This window comes from Methylobacterium sp. CM6241, from assembly GCF_054817845.1.
Window position 1 is genome coordinate 146,238 of sequence record NZ_CM139246.1, and the last position, 21,583, is coordinate 167,820.

Below are 21,583 nucleotides of genomic sequence, written 5' to 3' on the forward strand. Positions count from 1 at the left end.
ACGCAGGCGACCTGGGCAGGCAACTTGGGCATGCGACTTGGGACTGCCGTAACCGAGGAGAATCGGACCGTTATGAACGAGGCGCACTGCGTGACCGAATTCCCATCCGTCCCGGCCGGCCGTGCCATTGGCGCCGCACTGGTCGCCGCTGCCCTTTCGGTGGGATGGGGCGCGCCCGCCGTCGCCCAGGATGCGAAACCCAGCCCTCTGAAGCTCGAACTCAACCGTCTCGAGCCGGCGGGCGAGGCGTGCCGCACCTATCTCCTCGTGGACAACAGCCGCGGCCCCGCGCTGAAATCCCTCAAGCTCGACCTCTTCGCGTTCGATACGGAAGGCGTCGCGCAGAAGCGCCTCGCCGTCGAACTCGGCCCCATCCAAGACCGAAAGACCATGGTGCGGCTGTTCGATTTCCCGGCCCTTTCCTGCCCGAAGATCGGCCGCGTCCTCCTGAACGACGTGCTCGCCTGCGAAGGCGGCGAGGCCAGCCGCGAGACATGCCTCGACCGGATCGAGACCGAGAGCAAGACGAGCGCGAGCTTCACGCGCTGACCCCACGGGCTGACACGCCGACCTTCTGATTGCCGATCCGGTCGCCCCTCGGCGATCGCCACCACCCAACGAACCCCGAGGAGCCCGCCATGGATCCGACTTCCGCGCCGGCCGCTGTCGCCCACGACTTTTCCTTCATCGGCCTGTTCCTTCAGGCAGACCCGATCGTCAAAAGCGTCATGATTCTACTGGTGATCGCCTCGATCGCCTGTTGGACGGTGGTGTTCGAGAAGCTGGTGCGTTTCGCCGCCGCCAAGCGTCAGGCCAAGGCCTTCGACACGCTGGTGCGCTCGGGCGGCTCCCTCGAAACGACGGGATCGGGTATCGATGCCGGTATCGTGCAGGCCGGGCTCGAAGCCTGGCGCGACCAGGACGCCACCGAGACCCGCGCCGAGCGGCGCGAACGCATCGAGCGCGCCATGCGGGCCGCCCTGACGCTGCGGATCAAACGCCTTCAGACGGGCCTGCCGCTCCTGGCGACCTCCGGTTCCACCGCCCCCTTCATCGGTCTCTTCGGCACGGTCTGGGGCATCATGAACTCGTTCTCGTCCATCGCCCAGAGCCAGGACACCTCGCTCGCCGTGGTGGCCCCCGGCATCGCCGAGGCCCTCTTCGCCACGGCGATCGGCCTCATCGTCGCGATCCCGGCGGTGATGGCCTACAACAAGCTCACGAACGATCTCGGCCGGGTGCAATCCGCCTTCGTCGCCAGCATCGGTACCCTCGGCAACCGCCTCGCGCGGGACCGCAAGAGCGTGCCGCACGCCGCGGCCGCCGAGTAGCGCGGCGACTCCCGAGCAACGAACATTCCATGGTCGGCGCGGACGCGACGGCACGATGACGACATGCGGCGGGCCGTCGAGCCGGCCGCCGAAGCCCCGGAGGGCTAAACGATGGGTATGGGTTCGGTCCGCGCCAGCGGCGGCGGCGATGACGAGGATGACCTCGATTCCGCGCCGATGTCTGAGATCAACGTCACCCCGATGGTGGACGTGATGCTGGTTCTGCTGATCATCTTCATGGTGGCGGCACCGCTGATGACGACGGGCGTGCCGGTGCAATTGCCCAAGACCACCGCCGCCAAGGTCGCACAGGCGAAGAAGCCCCTGGAGATTTCCATCGACAAGGAAGGCAAGCCGTTCCTGGCCAAGGACGAGCTGACAGCGGAGACGATCATGCCGCGCCTGAAGGCGCTGGCGGCGGAAGACCCGTCCCAGGTCATGCTGGTACGCGGCGACAAGGACGTGCCCTACGGCAAGATCATGGAAGTGATGGGCCTCGTCGGCCAGGCTGGCTTCACCAAGGTGTCCCTCATCGCGCAATCCCCGGGCGGAGCGCTTCCGGCGGCCCCTGCGGCGAGCGGAGCGACGCGGTAGACCCGATGAACGCCCTCGTCTCGACACGTGAGCCCGGACAGCGAGGTCCCACGGGCCTCGCTGCGGCCTTCCTCGTGGCCTTCGTCCTGCACCTGACGGTTCTGGCGGGCATGATGCTGTTCGGCCAGCCGCCCAAGGCGCCCCCCGGCGAGAACACGATCACCATCGATCTGGCGCCGCAATCGACCGAAGCCGAAGCCCCGTCCGCCCCCGCCATGACGGAGGCGGTGCCTCCCCCGGCGGAAGAATCCCCCGTCGAGACGCCGGAAGTCCTCGAAGAGGTGCAGCCGCCGGAGATGGCGGAGGTGACGCCGCCCGAGACTGCGGAAGTCCCACCCGAAGAGACTCAGCCCATCGTCACGCCCGACACGATCACGGAGGTGCCGCCGGAGGAGCAGGTGGTCACCTCCACCGCCGAGGTGGCCGAGCCCCTCGCTCCCCCGCCGCCCGTCGTGGCCAAGCCGCCCGAGCCTGTGAAGCCGCCCAAGCCAGTCGAGATCGTCAAACCGAAGCCGAAGCCCGATCCCAAGATCGAGGCGAAGCGTCGGGAGGAACTGGAGGCCAAGCGCGAAGCCATTCGCGAGGCGAAACTGAAGGCGGCCAAGGAGGCCAAGCTCAGGACCGCGCGGGAGACCAGCCGACGCGCCGCTCAGGAGGGAGGTCCGAGCAGCTCGGCCTCGTCCGCGAGGCAGGCGAGCACGGGCTCATCCGCCTCCGGCAACGATCCCAGCGCCCTGCGTCAATGGCAGGGAGCCCTCGCCTCGGCCATCAATGGGCGCATGAACCGTAACGCGGCGGCGGGGACGGCGGGCGGTACCGCCGTGGTGCGCTTCACCGTCTCGCGGTCGGGTCAGGTGCTCAGTGCCGGGCTGGCTAGCAGCAGCGGCATCAGCGTCATCGACGGGGCGGCGCTTGCCGCCGTGCGCGGATCGCTGCCGGCGGCTCCTCCTGGCGTCACCGTGAGCAGCCTCGCCGTCACCGTCCCCATGCGCTTCCGGCCAGGCGGCTGAGCCGGGAGGGGCGGTGGCGGTCTGGTTCACCAGCGATACGCATTTCGGCGACCGGCGTGCGCTGAATATCGACCGCCGCCCTTATCCGGACCTCGCGACCCATGATGCCGAGTTGATCGCCAACTGGAACGAGAGGATCGCACCCGACGACACGGTCTGGCATCTCGGCGACGTCGCGCTCGGCCCCTCCGACACGCGCATCGCCGAGATCGTCGGCTTACTCAACGGCGTGAAGCACCTCATCATCGGCAACAATGACGGGCCGGGCACGCTGGTGCTGCAGGACTGGGCCTCGGTGGGCCATTATGCCGAGATCGACGTGGACGGACGCCGGCTCGTGCTCTGCCATTATGCGTTCCGAACCTGGAACGGCATCGGGCGTGGCGCACTCAACCTACACGGCCATTCGCACGGCAAGCTCGCGCCGGCCCCGCGCCAGTACGATGTCGGGGTCGACGTTCATGCCTGCGCCCCGGTGCGACTCGACGAAATTCTGGTTTCTCGCAGACGCAGGAAACCTGCGGAACCTTCGCCGTGAGTTCGCCGTTTGTGACGCAGACTGGACGATAGGGACGTGTCTTTGGCGCTAACCTTGCTCTGGCACTGAACTCGAAAGACGGACATCCGCCTTCAACGAGACGCACAATTGGATTTCCCCATGCGCTTCGCTCCTGCAACGCCCATCGCCGCATTTGGCTTCGTGCTGTGCATGATCACTCCGACCCTGGCGGCGCCGTCATGCCTCCAGGGTGAACGGAAGGTCCAGGAAGCCGCGGCCCTTCGCTATCAGGCCCGTGAAGAAGCGCGGCTTGGTAATCGCGACCGGGTCTGCGAAACACTCGATGAAGTGGGCGATCGCTACGAGGAGGCCAAGGACGCGTTCGAGGATTGCGGTGCCGGCATCGTCGCCATCGACCTGCGCAGCGAAACGCGGGCTTTGCGCGCAGCAAAATCTGTCAATCGCTGCGACTGAACTCTGCGGCCGGGATGCCGATACTTCTTTCCGACCACGCGCTACCGAATATCAGTATCTGACAACACTTTCCCATATGCGGATATTTTCCGCACGTGCCGACCCGGTGCGGCCACGCACACCCACGCTTTTCCGTTCACATCACAGATCAAGGAACGACGGGGGACTTGTCCGTCGGGAGGCCAAACCCATGAACGCATCCGCCCAGCATAGCGATCTCTCCCTGCTTTCGTCCCAGGCTACACATTCCGCCGCGACCGGCCCCTCCTTCGCCGCAGCCTTGTGCGGCTTCCTCTCGACGACGGTCGCTACGACGATGGTGATGTTCCTGCTCAGCAGCCTCTGATCGAGCGCCGCGGCTACGGGGCGACGAACCAGAACCGTCGCCTGGAGAACAGCATGTCCGCGTTGCCGACGCTCTGGTCCCCCTGGGGACGAGCCGGTACCAAACTGCAGGGAGGCTCGATCCGCGGCGGTGCAGCGGGGAGCAGAAGCGCCGACGAGACCGGATGAAGACCGAGCTTGGTCTGTACCTCCGGATGACGCACGGCGACGATGGTTACGATACCGGCGATGAGACCTCCGGCGAGCGTACCGAGCAGAAAATTCATCATGTCAGTGAAGGGGCGTACCCATCGGGGGCCCGACTCGGCCCGTCTCCATGATGCTCGCAAAACCTGACGGATGCGTTGCAAAAAGCCGGATCTCGGTGACTATGTGTTGCAATGCACGCCATCGGTATAGGTCGCCCCCACCGGATTGATCAGGGTCGCGGCCCCATCGATCCGTCCTCCCCCAGCTTCCCGGCATGATTGGGGCGATCCCGCCACCTTACCGTCTTTTAACCTTACCTCGACTACGGTCTGATTCGAGCGGCACGAATCGGCATGGCCGCGTCGGGAGAAGGAGCGATCATGTCCTATGGAGCCAATGCCTATGCGCGGGTCGCGCAGACCGCGTTGACGCCTCGCGGCGCCGAGGCAGCTGTCCTTATCAAGGCGGCAGGTAGGCTCCAGGCAATTCAGGCCGATTGGGACAATCAGCGCCCGGCTTTGAATGACGCCTTGAACTTCAACCAGAAAGTCTGGACCATCATCGCTGGCTCCGCGACCGAACCGGAGAATCCGTTGCCGGATTCGATCAAGACGAGCATCGCCGAACTCTCGACCTTCGTGTTCAAGCGCATGATCGACACGATGATCGAACCCAAGGCTGAAAAACTGACGGCACTCATCAACATCAACCACCAGATCGCGGCCGGCCTACGGACCTGACACCTGGCTGGGCCTTTACGACCCGAAGTGAACGCCCATCACTGCCGTCGCAGCGGAACGTACCTCGCTACGAGGTCGGCGGAGCCCGGATAAGTGCGGGCTCGAGCGGCGAGCCCGCCGCGCCTTGTGACGCACACACCGCCCGAATGCATCCATTTGGGAGACAGGGTTCGTCTCGGCCGCAGCAGATCGGCTTCGATCGTTCGCAGGCTCAGCGAGCCTGAGTTGGACGTGCTGCGCAAGTACCAAAAGACCGGAGCCTTCGCTCCAGCCTTACGTGTTTCCTATCGATGAATGGGGCGATGCGTCGGCCCTGATCAGGCGGTCCGATCCACGGGCTGCTCGTCTTCCGTCGCCCGGAAGGCGGTGGCCCGATTCGCCGTCGCCTCCGCATAGGCGCGCGCTCTCAGGAGAGTGGCCTCGGGCAGTTGCACGACCACGTCGCCGGAATCGGGGTCCACCACCTGATACACGATGCTCTTGGTATCCTGATCCACGGTGACCCGACGCTCATCCGCGGTGGGCAGTCCAATATCCGACTTGGACGCCGGTTCATCGGCGGCGGGTGTTTCGTCCCGGCGAACATCGAACTTCACAGGCGGGTCCAGAGGCGTGGCGACGCGCGTCACGGGCGCAGCCTTGCGCACCGGCGTCGGTGAATTCACGGATGGATTATTTGGAGCGACGGGAGCCGTCGACACCGAAGAAATACTCAGGATCGTCATTGCACGCCCTTTCGAAGGTGGTCGTGTCATGCAACCAAAAACGATGGCGAGGATGAATCGCTTCTTAAGATGGTCCGGTTACTCACGGCTGTTCACCAGAACGGTAAAGAAGTCGTTCAGAGAAAGCATGAAATTTTAACGATCCTACCAGCCCGCCATCAGATCTCCACCGGCGCGGGCCCGGCCGTCCCCACCCCATGGGGATCGAAAGCGATGCTTTTCACCACGGCATAGACGGCGCGGCCGGGCGCAAGGGCGAGATCGCGCACCGAGGCGCGGGTCAGGCGGGCGGCGAGCAGCACGCCGTGGCAATCGATCTGAACCATGGCGGCCGCCTCCCCAAAGGCATGGATCGAAACGACGTGCCCTTCCAGAATATTGCGCGCGCTCAAGCCGACAGGGGCTTGCGTCGCGAGGAGAACGTCCCGCGCCGGCACGCGGATGCGGACGGCTGTGCCGATGCTTCGTAGCAAGCGGGGAACCCACAGGCGACCGACGCGTCCGCTCAGACGGGTCAGGCCGGTCTCGGAATCCGTCTCCTCCACGATCATGTCGAGGATCGCACCGGCTTCGGCCTCCTGCGTAGCGAGAAGATCGGCCTGCCGGAGGACGGTATCGGCCGCTCCAATGGCAGCGACGCGACCCGCTTCGAGCACGACGACGGTGCGCGCCAGTCGCGCCACCTCCGAGACCGCGTGGCTGACATAGACGATGGGCAAGCCGGCCTCGTCGCGCAGGCGCTCGATATAGGGAAGGATCTCCGCCTTGCGGCCCTCATCGAGGGCAGCGAGGGGCTCGTCCATGAGCAGGAGCCGGGGCCGGCTGAGCAGGGCCCGGCCGATCGCTACTCTTTGCGCTTCACCACCCGAGAGACCCGCCGGTCGCCGTTCGAGCAGATGGCCAAGCCCCAGCAGGTCGACGACGCCCTCGAAGGCGATGCCGTCGCTGCGGCTGCGGGCGAAGGCTCGGCCATAGCCGAGGTTCCGGCGTACCGAGAGATGCGGCATCAGTCGCGCCTGCTGGAACACCACGCCGATACGCCGGCGATGAACCGGCACGGCGATCCCGCGCTCCGTGTCGAGCAACGTCTCACCGGTTACCGCGATGCGACCCCGATCCGGTCGCGCCAGGCCGGCGATAAGATCGATCACCGTGGTTTTGCCCGAGCCCGAGCGACCGAACAGGGCGGTCAGGCCAGGGCCGGCGGCAAAGGCGACTTCGAGGCTGAAGGCGCCCCGGTTCAGCGAGACGTCGATATCGAGCGTCGCGGACATAGGGGGCCTCACCCGGTTCCAAGGCGGCGGGCGAGGCGGCGGGCCAGCAGCTCGGACACGAGAAGAGCCGTCATCGACAGCGCCACCGAGATCAGGGTGAGGCGCAGAGCACCCGCCTCCCCGCCCGGCACCTGTGTCAGACTGTAGATCGCGGATGGCAGTGTCTGGGTCTCGCCGGGGATGTTCGAGACGAAGGTGATGGTGGCACCGAACTCTCCCATCGCCTTGGCGAAAGCCAGCACCGCCCCGGCGAGAATCCCCGGCATGGCCAGCGGAAGGGTGACGGTGAGGAAAACCGCGCTCGGCCGTGCTCCGAGCGTGGCGGCCGCCTGTTCGAGGCGTCGGTCCACCGCCTCGATGGACAAGCGCATGGCCCGGACCATGAGGGGGAACCCCATGATCGCGCAGGCCAGGGCTGCTCCGGTCCAGCGGAACGAGAACACGATCCCGACCTCGGCGAGCGCCGCACCGAAGGTGCCGCGCCGCCCGAACGACAGGAGCAAAAGATATCCCGTCACCACAGGCGGCAGGATCAGGGGAAGGTGGACGAGGCCATCGAGCAGGGCGCGGCCGGGAAAACGCCCACGCGCCAGAAGCATGGCGACGAAGAGACCGGGGATCAAACTCGCCAGCGTGGCCACGGCAGCGACCCGTAGGCTGAGGCCGATGGCTGTCCATTCGTCGGGTGTCAGAGCGATCACCGGCGACGGATCAGCGCTGGCTCTCGGGGGACCGGGTGCCTCTGCACTGGATCATGACGACGCGCGCTCCCTCATCCGCCGGAGGCGTCGATAGCATGGAATCCTGTCTAGGATCAGGGCTTCGAGACGTCGTCCTCACTCGCTGCCTGACGCTCGGCGCGATGCAGCCGGCTGAGAAGCACCAGCATCGAGCCCGGGACAGGCTCGAAATTCGGCTCGGAATCCAGGAGGCCCGACGTTCCGTTGCGACGGAGACGCCTGGCGGTCCTCTTGCCGACGATGGCCACGGGGGCCCGGGTCATGTTTTTCTTCTGGTTCGTACTCAACACCGCACCCTCGAACGCCACGGGGACGACAGGAGAAGCGCAGGAAAACGCCGATCGCGGCGCACGGTTCCGTGACGGTGGCGGGGAATCCTCACGGATGCTAGAGCCCCTTTCATGCTCGAAGGCCTTCACCCCAACCGTCCGACCCACGTGCTGCGCCTCCTCACCGACGAGAGGTCGGCGCGGGCCATGACCGATATCCTGGGCGAGATGTTCGACCCGACGGAGACGGCCGTCGCCGCTTTCGAGGCGGAGGATGGCAAGACCTGGCGGCTGGAGGCCTATTTCGCCGATGCACCGGACGAGGAGATGGTCCGCGACCTGATTCGCCCCCTCGTGGGCGAACAGGCGGACGCCGCCATCTTCGAGACGATCGACCAGCAGGATTGGGTTCGAGCTTCCCTGGAGGGGCTGAATCCGGTCCGCGCCGGGCGGTTTCTCGTCCATGGCTCGCATGACCGCCACACGATACGTCCGAACGACCTCGCCATAGAGATCGAGGCGGCTCTCGCGTTCGGCACCGGGCATCACGGCACGACGCTGGGCTGCCTCAAGGCCCTGGTCGATGTCATGAAGAAAGGCCGACCGGCGCATGTGCTCGATGTGGGCACGGGCACCGGCATCCTCGCCTTCGCGGCGGCCAAGGCCCTGCACCAGCCGGTCCATGCCGGCGACCTCGACCCCGAGGCGGTCTCCACCGCCAAGGGCAATGCCCGTTTGAACGGACTCGGTGGCCTCGTCCGGCTCTATGTCGGACCCGGCGTGCGCCATGCGAGCGCGAACCGGAGCCGGCGCTTCGACGTGGTCTTCGCCAACATCCTCGCCCGGCCCCTGAAGCGCCTCGCACCGACCCTCACCGCGACGGTGGCGGATCACGGCGTGCTCATCCTTTCCGGACTGATCGAGCGCGACGTCCCCGGCGTTCTCTCGACCTATCGCCATCGCGGCTTCCATCTCGCCCGGCATGGCCTGATCGAAGGCTGGGCGACGCTCGTGCTCAAGCGCGGCGGAGCGGCACCGCGCCCGCTCTGAGGGCGGTTGCCGCCTCGTCCGGCGGCGCGTAACTCTCGGTGCCATGAGCCGCGCCCGCTTCCAGACCTTCGACGATCCGAGCCACCGAGAAGGCGCGACGCGCATCGCCGCCCTGAGAGAGGCGATGCGGCGGGCGGGGATCGACGGGTTCGTGGTGCCCCGCGCCGACGAGCATCAGTCGGAATACGTGCCCGCGAATGCCGAACGCCTCGCCTGGCTCACGGGCTTCACCGGCTCGGCCGGCACTGCCGTGATCCTTGCCGACGAAGCGGCCCTGGTGGTGGACGGGCGCTACACGCTGCAGGCCCCCGCCCAGGTGGACACCACGATCCTCACCCCGGTTCAGCTCGCCGAAACCAGTGTCGAAGCCTGGATCGGCCGGCATCTGAGGCAGGGTTCCGTACTCGGCTACGATCCATGGCTTCACACCGCCGAGGGCGTCGCCAAATTGGAGAAGGCGGCGACCAAGGCTGGGGCCCGCATCACGCCGGTCCCTGAGAACCTCGTCGATGCGGTGTGGACCGGCAGGCCGGCCTCTCCCGCAGGCGCGGTGGTGGCGCATCCCCTCGAACTCGCCGGGGAATCCGTCGAGGCCAAGCTGAGCCGCATCCGCGAGGCATTGGGACGCGGCGGCTGCGACGCCCTGGTGATCTCCGATCCGCACAATCTCGCCTGGGCCTTCAACCTGCGCGGCGGCGACGTGGCGCATACGCCCCTGGCGCTGGGCTATGCCGTCGTCCCCCGGACGGGACGCGCCGCCCTCTACCTGACCTCGTCCGCCATCGATCCCGCCTTGCGGGACGCGCTCTCGTCCGCCGCGGACATCGCCGGGCGGGCGGATTTCGACGCCGCCTTCGCCGCTCTCGCTGCCGGAGGGTCCAGGATCAGGCTCGATTCCGCCACCGGCGCGTCGGCGCTGGCGACACTGGTGGAACAGGCCGGGGGCCGGGTCGATCCCGGCCCGGATCCGATCACGCTGATGAAGGCGGTGAAGAATGCGGGCGAGATCGCCGGATCGCGCGCGGCCCATCATCGCGACGGGATCGCGGTGACCCGCTTTCTCGCCTGGCTCTCGCGGCAGGCGCCGGGCGGCCGCCTCACCGAGGTCGCCGCTGTGGAGGCTCTGGAGGATTTTCGTGGCGAGACCGGCCTGTTGCGGGACATCTCCTTCCCGACCATCTCGGGCAGCGGCCCCAACGGCGCCATCGTGCATTACCGCGTCACCCGCGACACAGACCGTACGGTCGGCGAGGGCGAACTGTTCCTCGTGGATTCGGGCGCGCAATACGCGGACGGGACCACCGACATTACCCGCACAGTCGCGATTGGAACGCCAACGGACGAGATGCGCGACCGCTTCACGCGCGTACTCAAGGGCCATGTCGCCATCGCGCGGGCAATGTTCCCGAAGGGCACCACGGGTGCGCAGATCGATTCCTTCGCCCGCGCTCCGCTCTGGGAGGCGGGGCTCGATTTCGATCACGGCACCGGCCACGGCGTCGGTGCGTTTCTCTCCGTCCATGAAGGCCCGCAGCGCATCGCCAAGACAGGCACCACCGCCCTCTCGCCCGGCATGATCCTTTCCAACGAGCCGGGTTATTACCGGGCCGGCGCCTACGGCATCCGCATCGAGAACCTCGTTCTCGTGGAGGAGCGCGCGATCCCCGGCGGGGACCGGCCGATGCTCGGCTTCGAGACCCTGACGCACGCCCCTTACGATGCCAGCCTCATCGATCTCTCGCTGCTGGACGAGGCCGAGATCGCCTGGATCGATGCGTATCAGGCGCGGGTGCGGGACGCCCTGAGCGCCGATCTCGACGGCGAGACGCGGGCGTGGCTCGAGGCAGCAACGCAGCCTTTGCAGGCGAGCGGGCGCCGCGCTTGATGACGAGGCTCATCGACATATCCACGCGGGAACAGAGCCGATGACCGCCCAGACGGGTCTTCACGTGGTCGTCATCGGCTCCGGCGCGGTCGGGATGGTGAGCGCCATCGAATGCCTGCGGGCGGGCCACCGGGTCACCGTAGTCGATCCCGGCTCGCCTGGCGGCGAGCAGGCGTCGAGCTATGGCAATGCCGGCTGGCTCTCGTCGCATTCGGTCATCCCGCCGGCGGAGCCCGGCATGTGGAAGCGGGTGCCGTCCTTCCTCCTCGATCCGCTCGGGCCACTCTCGATCCGGTGGGCCTACCTGCCGAAGGTGATGCCCTGGCTCACGCGGTTTCTGCTCGCCGCCTCCACCACGCCCCGGATCGAGCGGACCGCACGCGCCATGCGGACACTCCTCGTCGATGCGCCCAAGCTCCACGCGACGCTCGCCGAGGAGGCGGGGGTTCCGCAGCTCGTCGAGCGGCGCGGCGTGCTGCATGTCTATCCCGACCGGGCGGCCTTCGAGCGCGAGGCGCGGTCCTGGGAGATCAGGCGCAGGGTCGGCATCACGTGGCTCGAGCTCTCGGCCGATGAGTTGCGACAGAGGGAGCCGAGCTTGCATCGGCGCTACACGTTCGGCCTCGTGGTCGAGGAGGCCGGCCATTGCCGCGATCCCGGCGGATACGTCGCCGCCCTGTCCGATCTGGCACAGGCGCGCGGCGCCACCCGGATCGCCACCCGCGCGACGGGATTCCGGCTTGAACGCGGGCGCCTCGCCGCCGTCACGACGGAAAAGGGCGAGATACCCTGCGACCGCGCCGTCGTCGCGGCGGGCGCCCGGTCGAAGCCTCTCGCCGCCTCCCTCGGCGACACGCTCCCCCTGGAGAGCGAGCGCGGCTACCACGTCATGGTGACCGGTGCCGAGGCGGGGCCGCGCACGCCCGTCATGGCATCGGATGCCAAGATGATCGTGAACTTCATGAATGGCGGCCTGCGCGCGGCCGGTCAGGTGGAGTTCGCCGGGCTGACGGCGCCCCCCAACTGGAAGCGCGCGGAGATCCTGCGCGACCACCTGATCTCGATGTTTCCCGAATTGCCGAACCCGATACCGGCCGACCGCCTGAAAATCTGGCTCGGCCATCGCCCGAGCATGCCGGATGGCCGACCCTGTATCGGCATGGCGCGCAAGACCACGGATGTCGTCTACGCCTTCGGGCATGGCCATGTGGGTCTCGTCGGTTCGGCGCGGACCGGACGCCTCGTCGCCCAGCTCGTCGGCGGCGCGACACCGGAAATCCCCCTCGCGCCCTTCGACCCCCGACGCTTCCTGTAAACATCGCCGACCCAGGTGAGGCACTCCAACGCGGCGATTCCGTCGCGGGCAATCGCGTGCCGCTGGTTTTACCCCGGCACCAAACGGCCATATCTAGGCGTCAGAGTGCCATGTTCGGTGCCCCCTCCGCCTCAAGGTTTCGATGATCCGGCCCCTCGCCCTCCTGCTCCTCGCGCTGATCGGTGCCACGGGCGCCTCGGCGCAGGGGCTCAAGCCGCCGGCCGACCTCGTCAAGGCGAATCTCGTGGCCGAGCCGGGGGCGATCCGGGCCGGTGAGCCCTTCACCATCGGCATCCGCATGGTGATGCGCCCGCACTGGCACGTCTACTGGCGCAATCCGGGCGATTCCGGTCTTTCGCCGGAAGTCGCCTGGTCGCTGCCGCAGGGCTTCACGGCGGGCGCGATCCAGTGGCCGACGCCGAGCCGCATCCCGGTGGCTCACCTGGTGAATTTCGGTTTCGAGGGTGAGACGGTGCTGCTGGCCGAGGTGACCCCGCCGGCGGTGCTGCCGCCCGGCAAGGCCGTGACACTGACGGCCAAGCTCACCTACCTCGTCTGCGAGCGCGAATGCATTCCGGGATCTGCCGACCTCAAGCTGAGCGTACCGGTGGCCGCTCCAGGAACCAGCACCGGCAGTTCGGCCACCAACATCCTGCTGTTCGAGGATGCCCGCGCGGCCCTCCCCATTCCGGCCCCCTGGCCGGTGAAACTGACGAGCGAGGGCGAAAGGCTGCTTCTCACCGCCGCCGCGCCCGACCTGAAACCCGACGCGATCCGCGACCCCGCCTTCTTCCCCTATTCCGAGACGGCGATCGAGAACGCCGCTCCCCAGACCCTGACTATCGACGACAAGGGGTTCAGCCTCAGTCTCGCGCGAGCGACACCCGGCGAGCCCGCCCCGGCGGAGCTTCCCGGCGTCCTCACCTTCGACGAGCAAACCGCCGATGGCACGGTCCAGCGCTCCTATGCCATCGGCGACGCGCCGGCGGCGTCTCCCAGTGGGGCAATTCCGGGGGAGACAGCGCCCACGGCGCGACAGGCGTCGCCGGAGGAGAGCCTGACCCTGTGGAGTGCGGCCGGCCTCGCCTTCCTCGGCGGGCTCCTCCTCAACCTGATGCCCTGCGTCTTTCCCGTGCTGTCGATCAAGGTGCTGAGCCTCGTCAAGCATTCGGGCGAGCCGGCCTCCCGCGTGCGCCTGCACGGTCTCGCCTATACCGCCGGCGTCCTCGCCGCCTTTCTCTCCCTGGCGGGGCTGCTCATCGCCCTCAAGGGCGCGGGCGCCGGGATCGGCTGGGGCTTCCAGCTGCAATCACCCCTCGTGGTGGCGGGCCTCGCCTACCTGCTCTTCGCGATGGGCCTCAGCCTCTCCGGTGTGGTCCATCTGGGCGGCGGAATCGCCGGGCTCGGCGATGGGCTGACCCGGCGGGCGGGGCTCGAAGGTTCGTTCTTCACCGGCATCCTGGCAACGGTGGTGGCCACCCCCTGCACCGCCCCCTTCATGGGCTCTGCGGTGGGATTCGCTTTGACGCAGACGCCGCCGGTGAGCCTCGCGGTGTTCGCGAGCCTCGGCCTCGGCCTCGCGCTACCCTTCCTCGTCCTTACCACATGGCCGGCGGCTGTACGGCGCCTGCCACGTCCGGGCGCCTGGATGGAGACGCTGAAAGGGGCGCTCGCCTTCCCGATCTACGCCACCGTGGCCTGGCTCGTCTGGGTGCTGTCCCAGCAGGTCGGTTCGGCCGGCCTTCTGGCCGCGCTGATCGGCCTCGTTCTCGTAGGCCTCGCTGCCTGGGCCTGGGAGCGGGCTCGCCACGCGGGTGGCATAGGCGCCGGGCTCGCCCGCTTCACCTCCGTCGCGGCCCTGGCGGCGACGCTCGCGCTGATCTTCGGCCTCGACCAGGATCGGGCCTCGACGGATATGAGGAATGCGACGGCCGAGGGCATCACCCCGTTCACCCAGGCCCGCCTCGATGCTCTTGTGGCGGAAGGCAAGCCGGTCTTCGTCAACATGACGGCGGCCTGGTGCATCACCTGTCAGGTCAACGAACGCACGGCGCTCCGCACGAAGAGCGTCGAGGCCGCGTTCAAGGCGCGTGACGTGACCTATCTCAAGGGCGACTGGACCAACCAGAACCCAGAGATCACCGCCCTCTTGGAGAAGCATGGCCGCAGCGGCGTGCCGCTCTACCTGCTCTATACCGGGACGGGCGAGCCGATTGTGCTGCCGCAGATTCTGACATCGGGAATCGTCCTCGACGAACTCTCCAAGATCCCTGAGAATACCGCCAACCAGCGCGCCGCCCTGGAAACCACGAAAAGGTGAGAGCCATGGCCCTGCCCCGCCGGATGTTTCTCAGAGCCGCCATCGCCGCCGCACTGGCCGGTCCACTGTGCATGCACGCAGCGATGGCGGCAGGCCCACAGGTGGGTAAACCCGCTCCCCTCTTCACCGGCACGGATGCCGATGGCCGGACCGTCCGGCTCGAGGATTACAAGGGCAAGACCGTCGTCCTCGAATGGACCAACCACGATTGCCCCTTCGTGATGAAGCATTACGGTGGCCAGGCGATGCAGGCCCTGCAGAAGAAGTGGACCGAGGCCGGGATCGTCTGGCTGTCGGTCATCTCGTCTGCTCCCGGCGAGCAGGGCGCGGTGGACGGGCAGGCAGCGAACCGTCTGACACAGACCCGCGGCGCCTCCCCCACCGCTGTCATCCTCGACCCAACCGGCACGATCGGTCGGGCTTACGCTGCCCGGACGACGCCGCACATGTTCATCGTCTCGGGAGACGGCACCCTGCTCTTCCAGGGCGGCATCGACGATAAGCCCTCCGCCAATCTCGACGACCTCAAGACCGCGAAGAACTACGTGGACCTTGCCCTCACCGAGATCGCCGCCGGCAAGCCGGTGAGCGTTAGGACTGCAAAGCCCTATGGCTGCACGGTGAAATACGCCTCGTAGGGACGCCGCCCCGTCACGAGAAATCTTCGGTGACGATCCGCGCCCAGGTCTCGCCGGCGATACCGCCGAGAAACACGTTACCTCCGCGAAGTGTCGCCGCCACCTCCGGATCGCGCGTCCAGGCGATCGTTCCCATGACGTGGTGATAAAGAAGGCCCTTCTGGCGGAAGAGCCCCTTCATCAGGTCGGGTGAGGTCGCCCCGCGTACGGCCACGGCCCCGAATTCAGCCGCATCGACGAACATCTGGCCGACGACGAGTTCCTCGCGGTTGGGCAGTGCCAAGATCTGGAGCGCATAGGCGACGCCGTCGCGGCGGGCGTAGAGGAGATACAACCCGATCCGGCGGCCGATCCGATCCACCACCTCGCGGATTTGGAGGGGGCCATACTTGGTCTGGAGACCGGCCTGTTCGACGAACCAGCCGAGTTCGGCCGGGTCCGGCTTGAGATCGTAGTGAGCCAGGAAGGGACGGGCAGCCTCTGCGAAATCGGCGGCGGTGATGGGGCGCGAGACGATACCGTCGGGGCGCGGGGAGCCGAAGGGCAGGAATCGCCGGAGCACGCTATCCGCCACGCGGGCGATCGGGATGATCCAGAGCGCGAGCCGGGGCAGGCGCTTACCCAGGAAATACGCCGCCGTCCCCACGGGCCGATGGATCTTCACCCATTCGAGGCTCTGCGCCGGCAGGATCACGAAGCGGGTGGCACGGGCGATATCGAGGGACGTGCGGTTGGCCGTGTCGGTGAAGAGGAGGTCGAAATCGCGGGCGGTGACGCCCCGGATGAGGCTAACGCCGATGCCGGGGTTGTTGTCGGGATCGGCGGCCATGTAGGCGCTGAGGATGCCGGCGCGCAGGGTCCGCTCCCCGACGACCATGGTCATGGAGATGACGCCCATGAAACCGTTCACAGCCCCGTTTCTATCCAGATGGACGATGGAGCCGGTGCCCTCGGTATAGCCGGGCGAATCGAAATAGGTCGCTTCCAGGCAGGCCGCGAGCTTGGCCGCCTGATAAGTCTTGCCGAGGCGGAACGTCTGCGAAAACAGGTGACAGACCTGCGGAATATCGCTCCTCTGGAACGCACGGATCGAGCCGCGTGAAGACGAAGCCACGATATTTTGAACGTCAGCCGGAAGCTGAGCTTGGCCTTCCGGGTTCAGCCCAAGGCTAGTTTGGTTCATGCTGGCACAACCCGATGACGCTCCGTCCCGACCAGCAATTATTCGGCCGATAGATTAGCAATTCGACAAGGCCGCACTTCGCATGCGGCATAGCTGCGGCATCACTGTCGCACCCTCGGCGTTGTAGAGACGATGCGGTGCGGCTCTCCCTTCACGCCCTTGGCCCATCGCTCATGACAGCATCCGCCGCGCCCCGCTGGTCAGTCTTCCGCAACGGCGATTTCCGACTGTACGGAGCCGCACGGTTCCTCACCGGCCTCGCCTACCAGATGCAGGCCGTGGCGGTCGGATGGTTCGTCTACGACCTGACCCGCTCGGCTCTCGCCCTCGGCCTCGTGGGGCTCGCGAGCTTCCTTCCGGCGATGCTCTCCGCCCTGATCACCGGGCACGTGGCCGATACCTACGACCGGCGTCTGGTGACGGCGGTCGCCTATGCGACCCTGGCCGCGGCCGATCTCGGCCTCGTTGCCATCGCCCTGTCCGGCACCGGTTCGATCTGGCCCATCTATGCCCTCGTCGTCGTCATCGGCACGTCGCGCGCCTTCGCCAACCCGGCGCTCCAGGCACTTCTTCCGACCTTGGTTCCGCGTCCCCTGTTCGGATCGGCCATCGCCTGGAACGCCTCGCTCTGGCAGAGCGCGTCGATCCTCGGCCCGGCCGCCGGTGGGTTCCTCTACATGCTCGGCCCTGCGGCGGTGTTCGGGGCAGCGGCGGCGAGCTTCGCCCTGGCGAGCGCCCTCGTCGTCGCGATCCGCTTTCGCCCCGCTGCCGTGACGGAGCGTCAACCCGTGACCTGGGCGACTCTCTCGGCCGGCCTGTCCTACATCCGCTCGCAGCCGGTGGTGCTCGGCGCGATCAGCCTCGATCTTGTGGCCGTGCTGCTGGGCGGCGCCACCGCTCTGCTGCCGATCTTCGCCGCCGAGATCCTTCATGTCGGCCCCCTTGGGCTCGGGGCGTTGCGAAGCATGCCGGCGGCCGGTGCGGTGGTCACCGCCATCCTCCTCGCCTATCGCCCCCTCGAACGCCATGCCGGTAAGCGGATGCTGCAGGCCGTGGCCGTCTTCGGCGTCGCCATCACGGCGTTCGGCCTGTCCACATCCCTGCCGCTCTCGATGGCCTGCCTGTTCGTCACGGGGGCGGCCGACATGATCAGCGTCTACGTGCGGCAGACCTTCGTCCAGGGTGAGACGCCCGATTCCATGCGCGGACGGGTCTCGGCGGTGAACACGGTGTTCATCGGCGCCTCCAACGAACTCGGCGAGTTCGAATCCGGCATGCTCGCCGCACTGGTCGGCGCGGTACCCGCGGTCGTGGCGGGCGGGCTCGCGACGATCCTCGTGGCGGTGCTGTGGGGCCGCTTGTTCCCGGCGCTCAAGGCGCGGGACCGGCTGTTGGCGGCGGAGTGATCGGGACACCGTAGCCCCGGGGTACGTATCCCCACCACGTCCTGTGGTGGCATTATCCCTTTCCCGTCACGCAAGGGCTCGACAAGGGATAAAGCCTTTCGACGGAAGCACTTGGCTTGGGGGGAATGCCGGTCGAGATCGTCGCCAGCCGCTCCCCCTATTTCCCCGCGAGCAGCGGCGACCAGGTCGGGTCGGAGGCGTAGGACGGCGTCGGGACGGGCTGCTCCACCTTGCCGGTGATGTCGACCATGTAGAGCTTTCCGCCACCCTGGCCGCCCGGATCGCGGAAAAACAGCACGTACTGGCCGTTCGGCGCGAAGGTCGGCCCTTCGTTGTGGAAGCCTTCGGTGAGCACACGCTCGCCGGAACCGTCCGGCTTCATCACGCAAATGGCGAAGCCACCCTTGCGCTGGCGGGTGAAGGCGATGAGGTCTCCCTTGGGCGACCAGGCCGGTTGCGAGGCCGAGCCCTCGCCGAAGGAGATACGGGTCGGGTTCGACCCGTCGGCGCCCATCACGTAGATCTGCTGCGAGCCGCCGCGATCCGATTCGAAGACGATCTGCCGCCCATCCGGCGAATAGGTCGGCGAGGTGTCGATGGCGTTGCCGTTGGTGATCGGCGTCTGCGCCTTCGAGCCGAGATCCATCTTGACGATGTCGGCGTTGCCGCCCTGCTGTACGCTCATGACGAGGTGGTGACCGTCCGGCGCGAAGCGCGGGCTGGTGCTCATCGAATCCATCCGGCCGATGGCCTGGCGCGCGCCGGTCTCGAGGTTGATCACCTGGACACGCGGCTGCTGGCCGGTGGACTGGGTCATGAACGCGATGTCCTGCGTCGAGGGCGAGTAGCGCGGCGCCACCACGGCGGATTCGCCGTTGGTGAGGGCGCGAACATTGGCGCCGTCCTGGTCCATCACCATCAGGCGCTTGCGGCGGTTCTCCTTCGATCCGGATTCGTCGACGAAGGCGATGCGGCTGTCGAACCAGCCGCCGAGTCCGGTGATCTTGGTATAGACCACGTCGGAGATGAGGTGGCCGGTGCGGCGCGCATTGGCGACATCCGCGCCGTATTGCTGGCCGGTGAGCTGCTGGCCCGAGGTCACGTCCCAGAGCCGGAATTCGACCTTGAGCTTGCCCGAAGGATCACGCCCGACCCGGCCGGTGATGAGGGCCTGGGCTCCGGCGGCACGCCACTTGTCGAAACCCGGCACTGCATCGAAGCCGGGGTTCTCAGGGAACTTCCCCTTCTCCAGGGGCACGAAATAGCCGGACCGCCTCAGATTGTTCGTGACCACGCTCGATACCAGCAGGCCGAGGCTCGGATCGCCGGAGAAATCGGCCACCGCGATGGGCATCGGCTGGAACGAGCCGCCGCCGATCCGCAGGTTCAGCTGCGCCTGGGCGGGCACGGCGAAGGCGAGCACGAGGGCCAGCACCGCGAGGAGCGACGCCAGGGGCGAGGCGAGCCGCCGATGGAGAATGTCGGTCATGAAGAGATTCCGAAAACCTTGAACAGGGATTCTGGGAGCGTCGGTTCTTCCTATCCTCGACCTCACCCTGAGGTGTCCGCGTCAGCGGGCCTCGAAGGAGATTTCCAGACAGCACGAGGGCCCTGGAAGCCTCCTTCGAGGCCTTCGCTCACGCTTCGGCACCTCAGGTCGAGGGAGAGGGATTGGACGAATCCGAAGGAAGGATCACCGACCTGTATCACACCCGCGAGAACTCGAATTCCGCGTTGATCGCCTTCCAGTCGTCATAATACGGCGCGAACTGGGGCGGGATCTTGTAGGGCGCACAGCGCTTCACGGCACGAAGCGCAGCCTCGGCGAGGGAGCGGTCCACGGCGTTGGCGCCACCGCGCATGATCCGCGGCTCGGTGCTCAGCGAACCGTTGGCCGAGAGGCGGATATCGAGCATCGGCAGCACCACGCCCTGCGACGCGCCGGGGGGCGCCGAGTAGCAGCGCTCGATCTGCTGGGTCAGCATCCCGATCAGCGAATCGCGCATGGAGGGCGACAGACGCTGCGAGGTGCCGCTGGCGGCTCCCAGCGAGGCCGTGCGCTGGACCTCGTGGCCGGTAGCGCCGGTGGATTGCGAGGGCGCCCGCGAGGCGAGCAGCTGCTTGATGTCGCCGGAATTGAACTTGTCGGCGAGCTCGGCCTGCTTCTTCGCCTTGGCCTCCGCATCGGCCTTGGCGCGCGCATCCGCCATGGCTTTCGCCTTGGCCTTGGCGGCGGCATCCGCCCTGGCCTTCGCCTCGGCCTGGGCCTTGGCATCCGCCGCAGCCTTGGCCTCCGCGGCCGCCTGCTGACGTTCGGCCTCGGCCTTCGCCTTCGCTTCGGCCTTGGCTTCCGCCTCGGCTTCGGCCTTCTCCGCCTTGGCGAGCGCTTCGGCCTTGGCCTTCGCATCGGCCCGCGCCTTCGCCTCGGCCAGAGCTTTGGCTTCGGCCTGGGCCTTGGCTTCCGCCAGGGCCTTGGCTTTCTCGGCCTTGGCGGCTTCCGCCTTGGCGATGGCCTCGGCCTCTTGGCGCTCGATGAGCTCGGCGAGTTTCTCGCGCTTCTCGGCCTCGACCTTGGCGGCCTTCACCGCCTCGGCCTTGGCTTCAGCCTTGGCCGCTTCCGCCTTGGCAGCCTCGGCCTTGGCGGCGGCCTTAGCCTCCGCCTTAGCTTCCGCCGCAGCCTTGGCTTCCGCCGCTTTCGCGGCATCGGCTTTGGCGGCTTCCTTGGCGAGCTTCGCCGCTTCGGCCTTGGCGGCGGCCTCTGCCGCCTCCTTCTCGGATTCGTGGTCGGGCATGCGCAGGGGCATCTCCTCGGCGCTGGCGACCTTCATGTCGGCCGGGCGTTTCGGCGGCGCGGGCGCATCGACCTTGGCATTCTCGGGCTCGCGCTCCTCGACCTTCTCCGCGACCTTGTCGGCGCGGGGCTTGGCGTCGGGCATCGGCTTGTCGGCGTTCTTCTCGCCCTTGGTCAGTTCCGAGAATTGCTGCTCGGTCATCACCTCCACCGGCACACCTTCCTGGGCGTCGGGCAGGGCGGGAGCGGCGACGGACATCAGCGCCACGGTGAGCACGGCGACATGCACGCCGCTCGACACCCAGACGCCCGGTTCCCGGAATTTGGAGGGAAGCTTCACGATCCGCCGCGCCCGTTACTTCTGGTCCGGCTCGGTGACGAGGGCGACCTTCTTGAAGCCGCCTCCGGTCACGATCGCCATCACCTGGGCCACGCGGCCATAATCCACCCGCTTGTCGCCGCGCACGAAGACCCGCTCCTCGAAGCCGGATTTTGAGGTCTCTACCAGCTTCGGCACGATGGTGTCGTCGGTGAGTTCGGCCTCGCCCATGAAGACCTGGCCGGTCTGGCGGATCGACAGGGTCACCGGCGTCGAATCAGAGTTGAGAGGGCTCGCCTTGGATTGCGGCAGGTCGAGGGGCACGCCCACCGTCATCATCGGCGCGGCCACCATGAAGACGATCAGCAGCACGAGCACGACGTCGATGAACGGCGTCATGTTGATCTCGTTGATGGCGCCGCCGCGGCGCGCACGACGCCGCCTGCTGCCACCCTGCGCCGCTCCGTGGGCCATGCCCATGATCGT

At 67.3% G+C, this 21,583-nt stretch carries 23 protein-coding genes; 14 read left to right on the plus strand and 9 right to left on the minus strand.

The annotated features are described in order from the left end of the window. The first annotated feature begins 72 nt into the window (after positions 1–72). The 7 genes from ACYQR9_RS00685 to ACYQR9_RS00715 all read left to right on the plus strand — a co-directional run bounded on the left by ACYQR9_RS00685 (position 73) and on the right by ACYQR9_RS00715 (position 4,254). Positions 73–549 (plus strand): Tat pathway signal protein, encoded by a 477-nt coding sequence (locus tag ACYQR9_RS00685; protein ID WP_461228362.1) that lies wholly within the window; start codon positions 73–75, stop codon positions 547–549. Between the two features lie 89 nt (positions 550–638). After that, positions 639–1,331: a MotA/TolQ/ExbB proton channel family protein gene (locus ACYQR9_RS00690; RefSeq protein WP_461228363.1), complete on the plus strand. Its 693-nt coding sequence runs from the start codon at positions 639–641 to the stop codon at positions 1,329–1,331. A 111-nt stretch (positions 1,332–1,442) separates the two neighbouring features. Beyond that, positions 1,443–1,925, plus strand: coding sequence for a protein TolR (gene tolR, locus ACYQR9_RS00695; protein WP_056434403.1), 483 nt, complete (start codon positions 1,443–1,445; stop codon positions 1,923–1,925). A 5-nt stretch (positions 1,926–1,930) separates the two neighbouring features. Next, positions 1,931–2,935: an energy transducer TonB family protein gene (locus ACYQR9_RS00700; RefSeq protein WP_461228364.1), complete on the plus strand. Its 1,005-nt coding sequence runs from the start codon at positions 1,931–1,933 to the stop codon at positions 2,933–2,935. Between the two features lie 13 nt (positions 2,936–2,948). Further along, complete coding sequence (locus tag ACYQR9_RS00705; protein WP_461228365.1) at positions 2,949–3,473, plus strand: metallophosphoesterase family protein; 525 nt, start codon at positions 2,949–2,951, stop codon at positions 3,471–3,473. A 171-nt stretch (positions 3,474–3,644) separates the two neighbouring features. Continuing rightward, positions 3,645–3,908, plus strand: a complete 264-nt coding sequence (locus ACYQR9_RS00710) for a hypothetical protein (protein WP_246747951.1) — start codon at positions 3,645–3,647, stop codon at positions 3,906–3,908. A gap of 190 nt (positions 3,909–4,098) precedes the next feature. Then, on the plus strand, positions 4,099–4,254 hold the full coding sequence (locus ACYQR9_RS00715; protein WP_207412292.1) for a hypothetical protein: 156 nt from the start codon (positions 4,099–4,101) through the stop codon (positions 4,252–4,254). A gap of 13 nt (positions 4,255–4,267) precedes the next feature. Here ACYQR9_RS00715 and ACYQR9_RS00720 read toward each other — a convergent pair whose 3' ends face one another. Continuing rightward, positions 4,268–4,522, minus strand: a complete 255-nt coding sequence (locus ACYQR9_RS00720; protein WP_207412247.1) for a hypothetical protein — start codon at positions 4,520–4,522, stop codon at positions 4,268–4,270. 300 nt (positions 4,523–4,822) lie between these two features. Between ACYQR9_RS00720 and flaF the strand changes: the two genes are divergently transcribed. Beyond that, positions 4,823–5,182, plus strand: coding sequence for a flagellar biosynthesis regulator FlaF (gene flaF, locus ACYQR9_RS00725; RefSeq protein ID WP_461222359.1), 360 nt, complete (start codon positions 4,823–4,825; stop codon positions 5,180–5,182). 317 nt (positions 5,183–5,499) lie between these two features. Here flaF and ACYQR9_RS00730 read toward each other — a convergent pair whose 3' ends face one another. From ACYQR9_RS00730 to ACYQR9_RS00745, 4 genes are all read right to left on the minus strand, one after another. Beyond that, positions 5,500–5,907 carry a hypothetical protein gene (locus ACYQR9_RS00730; protein ID WP_461228366.1) on the minus strand — a complete coding sequence of 136 codons (408 nt, stop codon included), beginning with the start codon at positions 5,905–5,907 and terminating at the stop codon, positions 5,500–5,502. 158 nt (positions 5,908–6,065) lie between these two features. After that, entirely contained in the window at positions 6,066–7,181 is a 1,116-nt protein-coding gene (gene modC / locus ACYQR9_RS00735) for a molybdenum ABC transporter ATP-binding protein (RefSeq protein ID WP_461228367.1), read from the minus strand. 8 nt (positions 7,182–7,189) lie between these two features. Further along, on the minus strand, positions 7,190–7,882 hold the full coding sequence (modB, locus tag ACYQR9_RS00740) for a molybdate ABC transporter permease subunit (protein ID WP_207412243.1): 693 nt from the start codon (positions 7,880–7,882) through the stop codon (positions 7,190–7,192). 113 nt (positions 7,883–7,995) lie between these two features. Beyond that, positions 7,996–8,184 (minus strand): hypothetical protein, encoded by a 189-nt coding sequence (locus tag ACYQR9_RS00745; RefSeq protein ID WP_056434417.1) that lies wholly within the window; start codon positions 8,182–8,184, stop codon positions 7,996–7,998. Positions 8,185–8,322: 138 nt separating this feature from the next. On the opposite strand from ACYQR9_RS00745, the gene ACYQR9_RS00750 reads away from it, so the two are divergent. The 5 genes from ACYQR9_RS00750 to ACYQR9_RS00770 all read left to right on the plus strand — a co-directional run bounded on the left by ACYQR9_RS00750 (position 8,323) and on the right by ACYQR9_RS00770 (position 15,398). Next, a complete protein-coding gene (locus ACYQR9_RS00750; RefSeq protein WP_056434419.1) occupies positions 8,323–9,240 on the plus strand; it encodes a 50S ribosomal protein L11 methyltransferase in 918 nt (305 codons plus the stop codon). Between the two features lie 43 nt (positions 9,241–9,283). Then, positions 9,284–11,125 carry an aminopeptidase P family protein gene (locus ACYQR9_RS00755; RefSeq protein ID WP_461228368.1) on the plus strand — a complete coding sequence of 614 codons (1,842 nt, stop codon included), beginning with the start codon at positions 9,284–9,286 and terminating at the stop codon, positions 11,123–11,125. Between the two features lie 40 nt (positions 11,126–11,165). After that, complete coding sequence (locus ACYQR9_RS00760; RefSeq protein WP_461228369.1) at positions 11,166–12,440, plus strand: NAD(P)/FAD-dependent oxidoreductase; 1,275 nt, start codon at positions 11,166–11,168, stop codon at positions 12,438–12,440. Between the two features lie 142 nt (positions 12,441–12,582). Next, complete coding sequence (locus ACYQR9_RS00765) at positions 12,583–14,760, plus strand: protein-disulfide reductase DsbD family protein (RefSeq protein WP_461228370.1); 2,178 nt, start codon at positions 12,583–12,585, stop codon at positions 14,758–14,760. Between the two features lie 5 nt (positions 14,761–14,765). Continuing rightward, positions 14,766–15,398: a redoxin domain-containing protein gene (locus tag ACYQR9_RS00770; protein ID WP_461228371.1), complete on the plus strand. Its 633-nt coding sequence runs from the start codon at positions 14,766–14,768 to the stop codon at positions 15,396–15,398. Positions 15,399–15,411: 13 nt separating this feature from the next. Here ACYQR9_RS00770 and ACYQR9_RS00775 read toward each other — a convergent pair whose 3' ends face one another. Continuing rightward, positions 15,412–16,581 (minus strand): hypothetical protein, encoded by a 1,170-nt coding sequence (locus ACYQR9_RS00775; protein ID WP_461228372.1) that lies wholly within the window; start codon positions 16,579–16,581, stop codon positions 15,412–15,414. 173 nt (positions 16,582–16,754) lie between these two features. Here ACYQR9_RS00775 and ACYQR9_RS00780 point away from each other — a divergent pair, with 173 nt between their 5' ends. Then, the gene (locus tag ACYQR9_RS00780) at positions 16,755–17,987 is read left to right on the plus strand and encodes an MFS transporter (RefSeq protein WP_461228373.1); all 1,233 of its coding nucleotides are present in this window, start codon (positions 16,755–16,757) and stop codon (positions 17,985–17,987) included. 157 nt (positions 17,988–18,144) lie between these two features. Here ACYQR9_RS00780 and tolB read toward each other — a convergent pair whose 3' ends face one another. The 3 genes from tolB to ACYQR9_RS00795 form a co-directional block, all read right to left on the minus strand. Then, positions 18,145–19,476: a Tol-Pal system beta propeller repeat protein TolB gene (tolB, locus tag ACYQR9_RS00785; protein ID WP_056434433.1), complete on the minus strand. Its 1,332-nt coding sequence runs from the start codon at positions 19,474–19,476 to the stop codon at positions 18,145–18,147. Positions 19,477–19,693: 217 nt separating this feature from the next. Continuing rightward, positions 19,694–21,118, minus strand: coding sequence for a cell envelope integrity protein TolA (gene tolA / locus ACYQR9_RS00790; protein WP_461228374.1), 1,425 nt, complete (start codon positions 21,116–21,118; stop codon positions 19,694–19,696). Positions 21,119–21,133: 15 nt separating this feature from the next. Continuing rightward, complete coding sequence (locus tag ACYQR9_RS00795; RefSeq protein WP_056434437.1) at positions 21,134–21,577, minus strand: ExbD/TolR family protein; 444 nt, start codon at positions 21,575–21,577, stop codon at positions 21,134–21,136. Between the last annotated feature and the right edge of the window lie 6 nt (positions 21,578–21,583).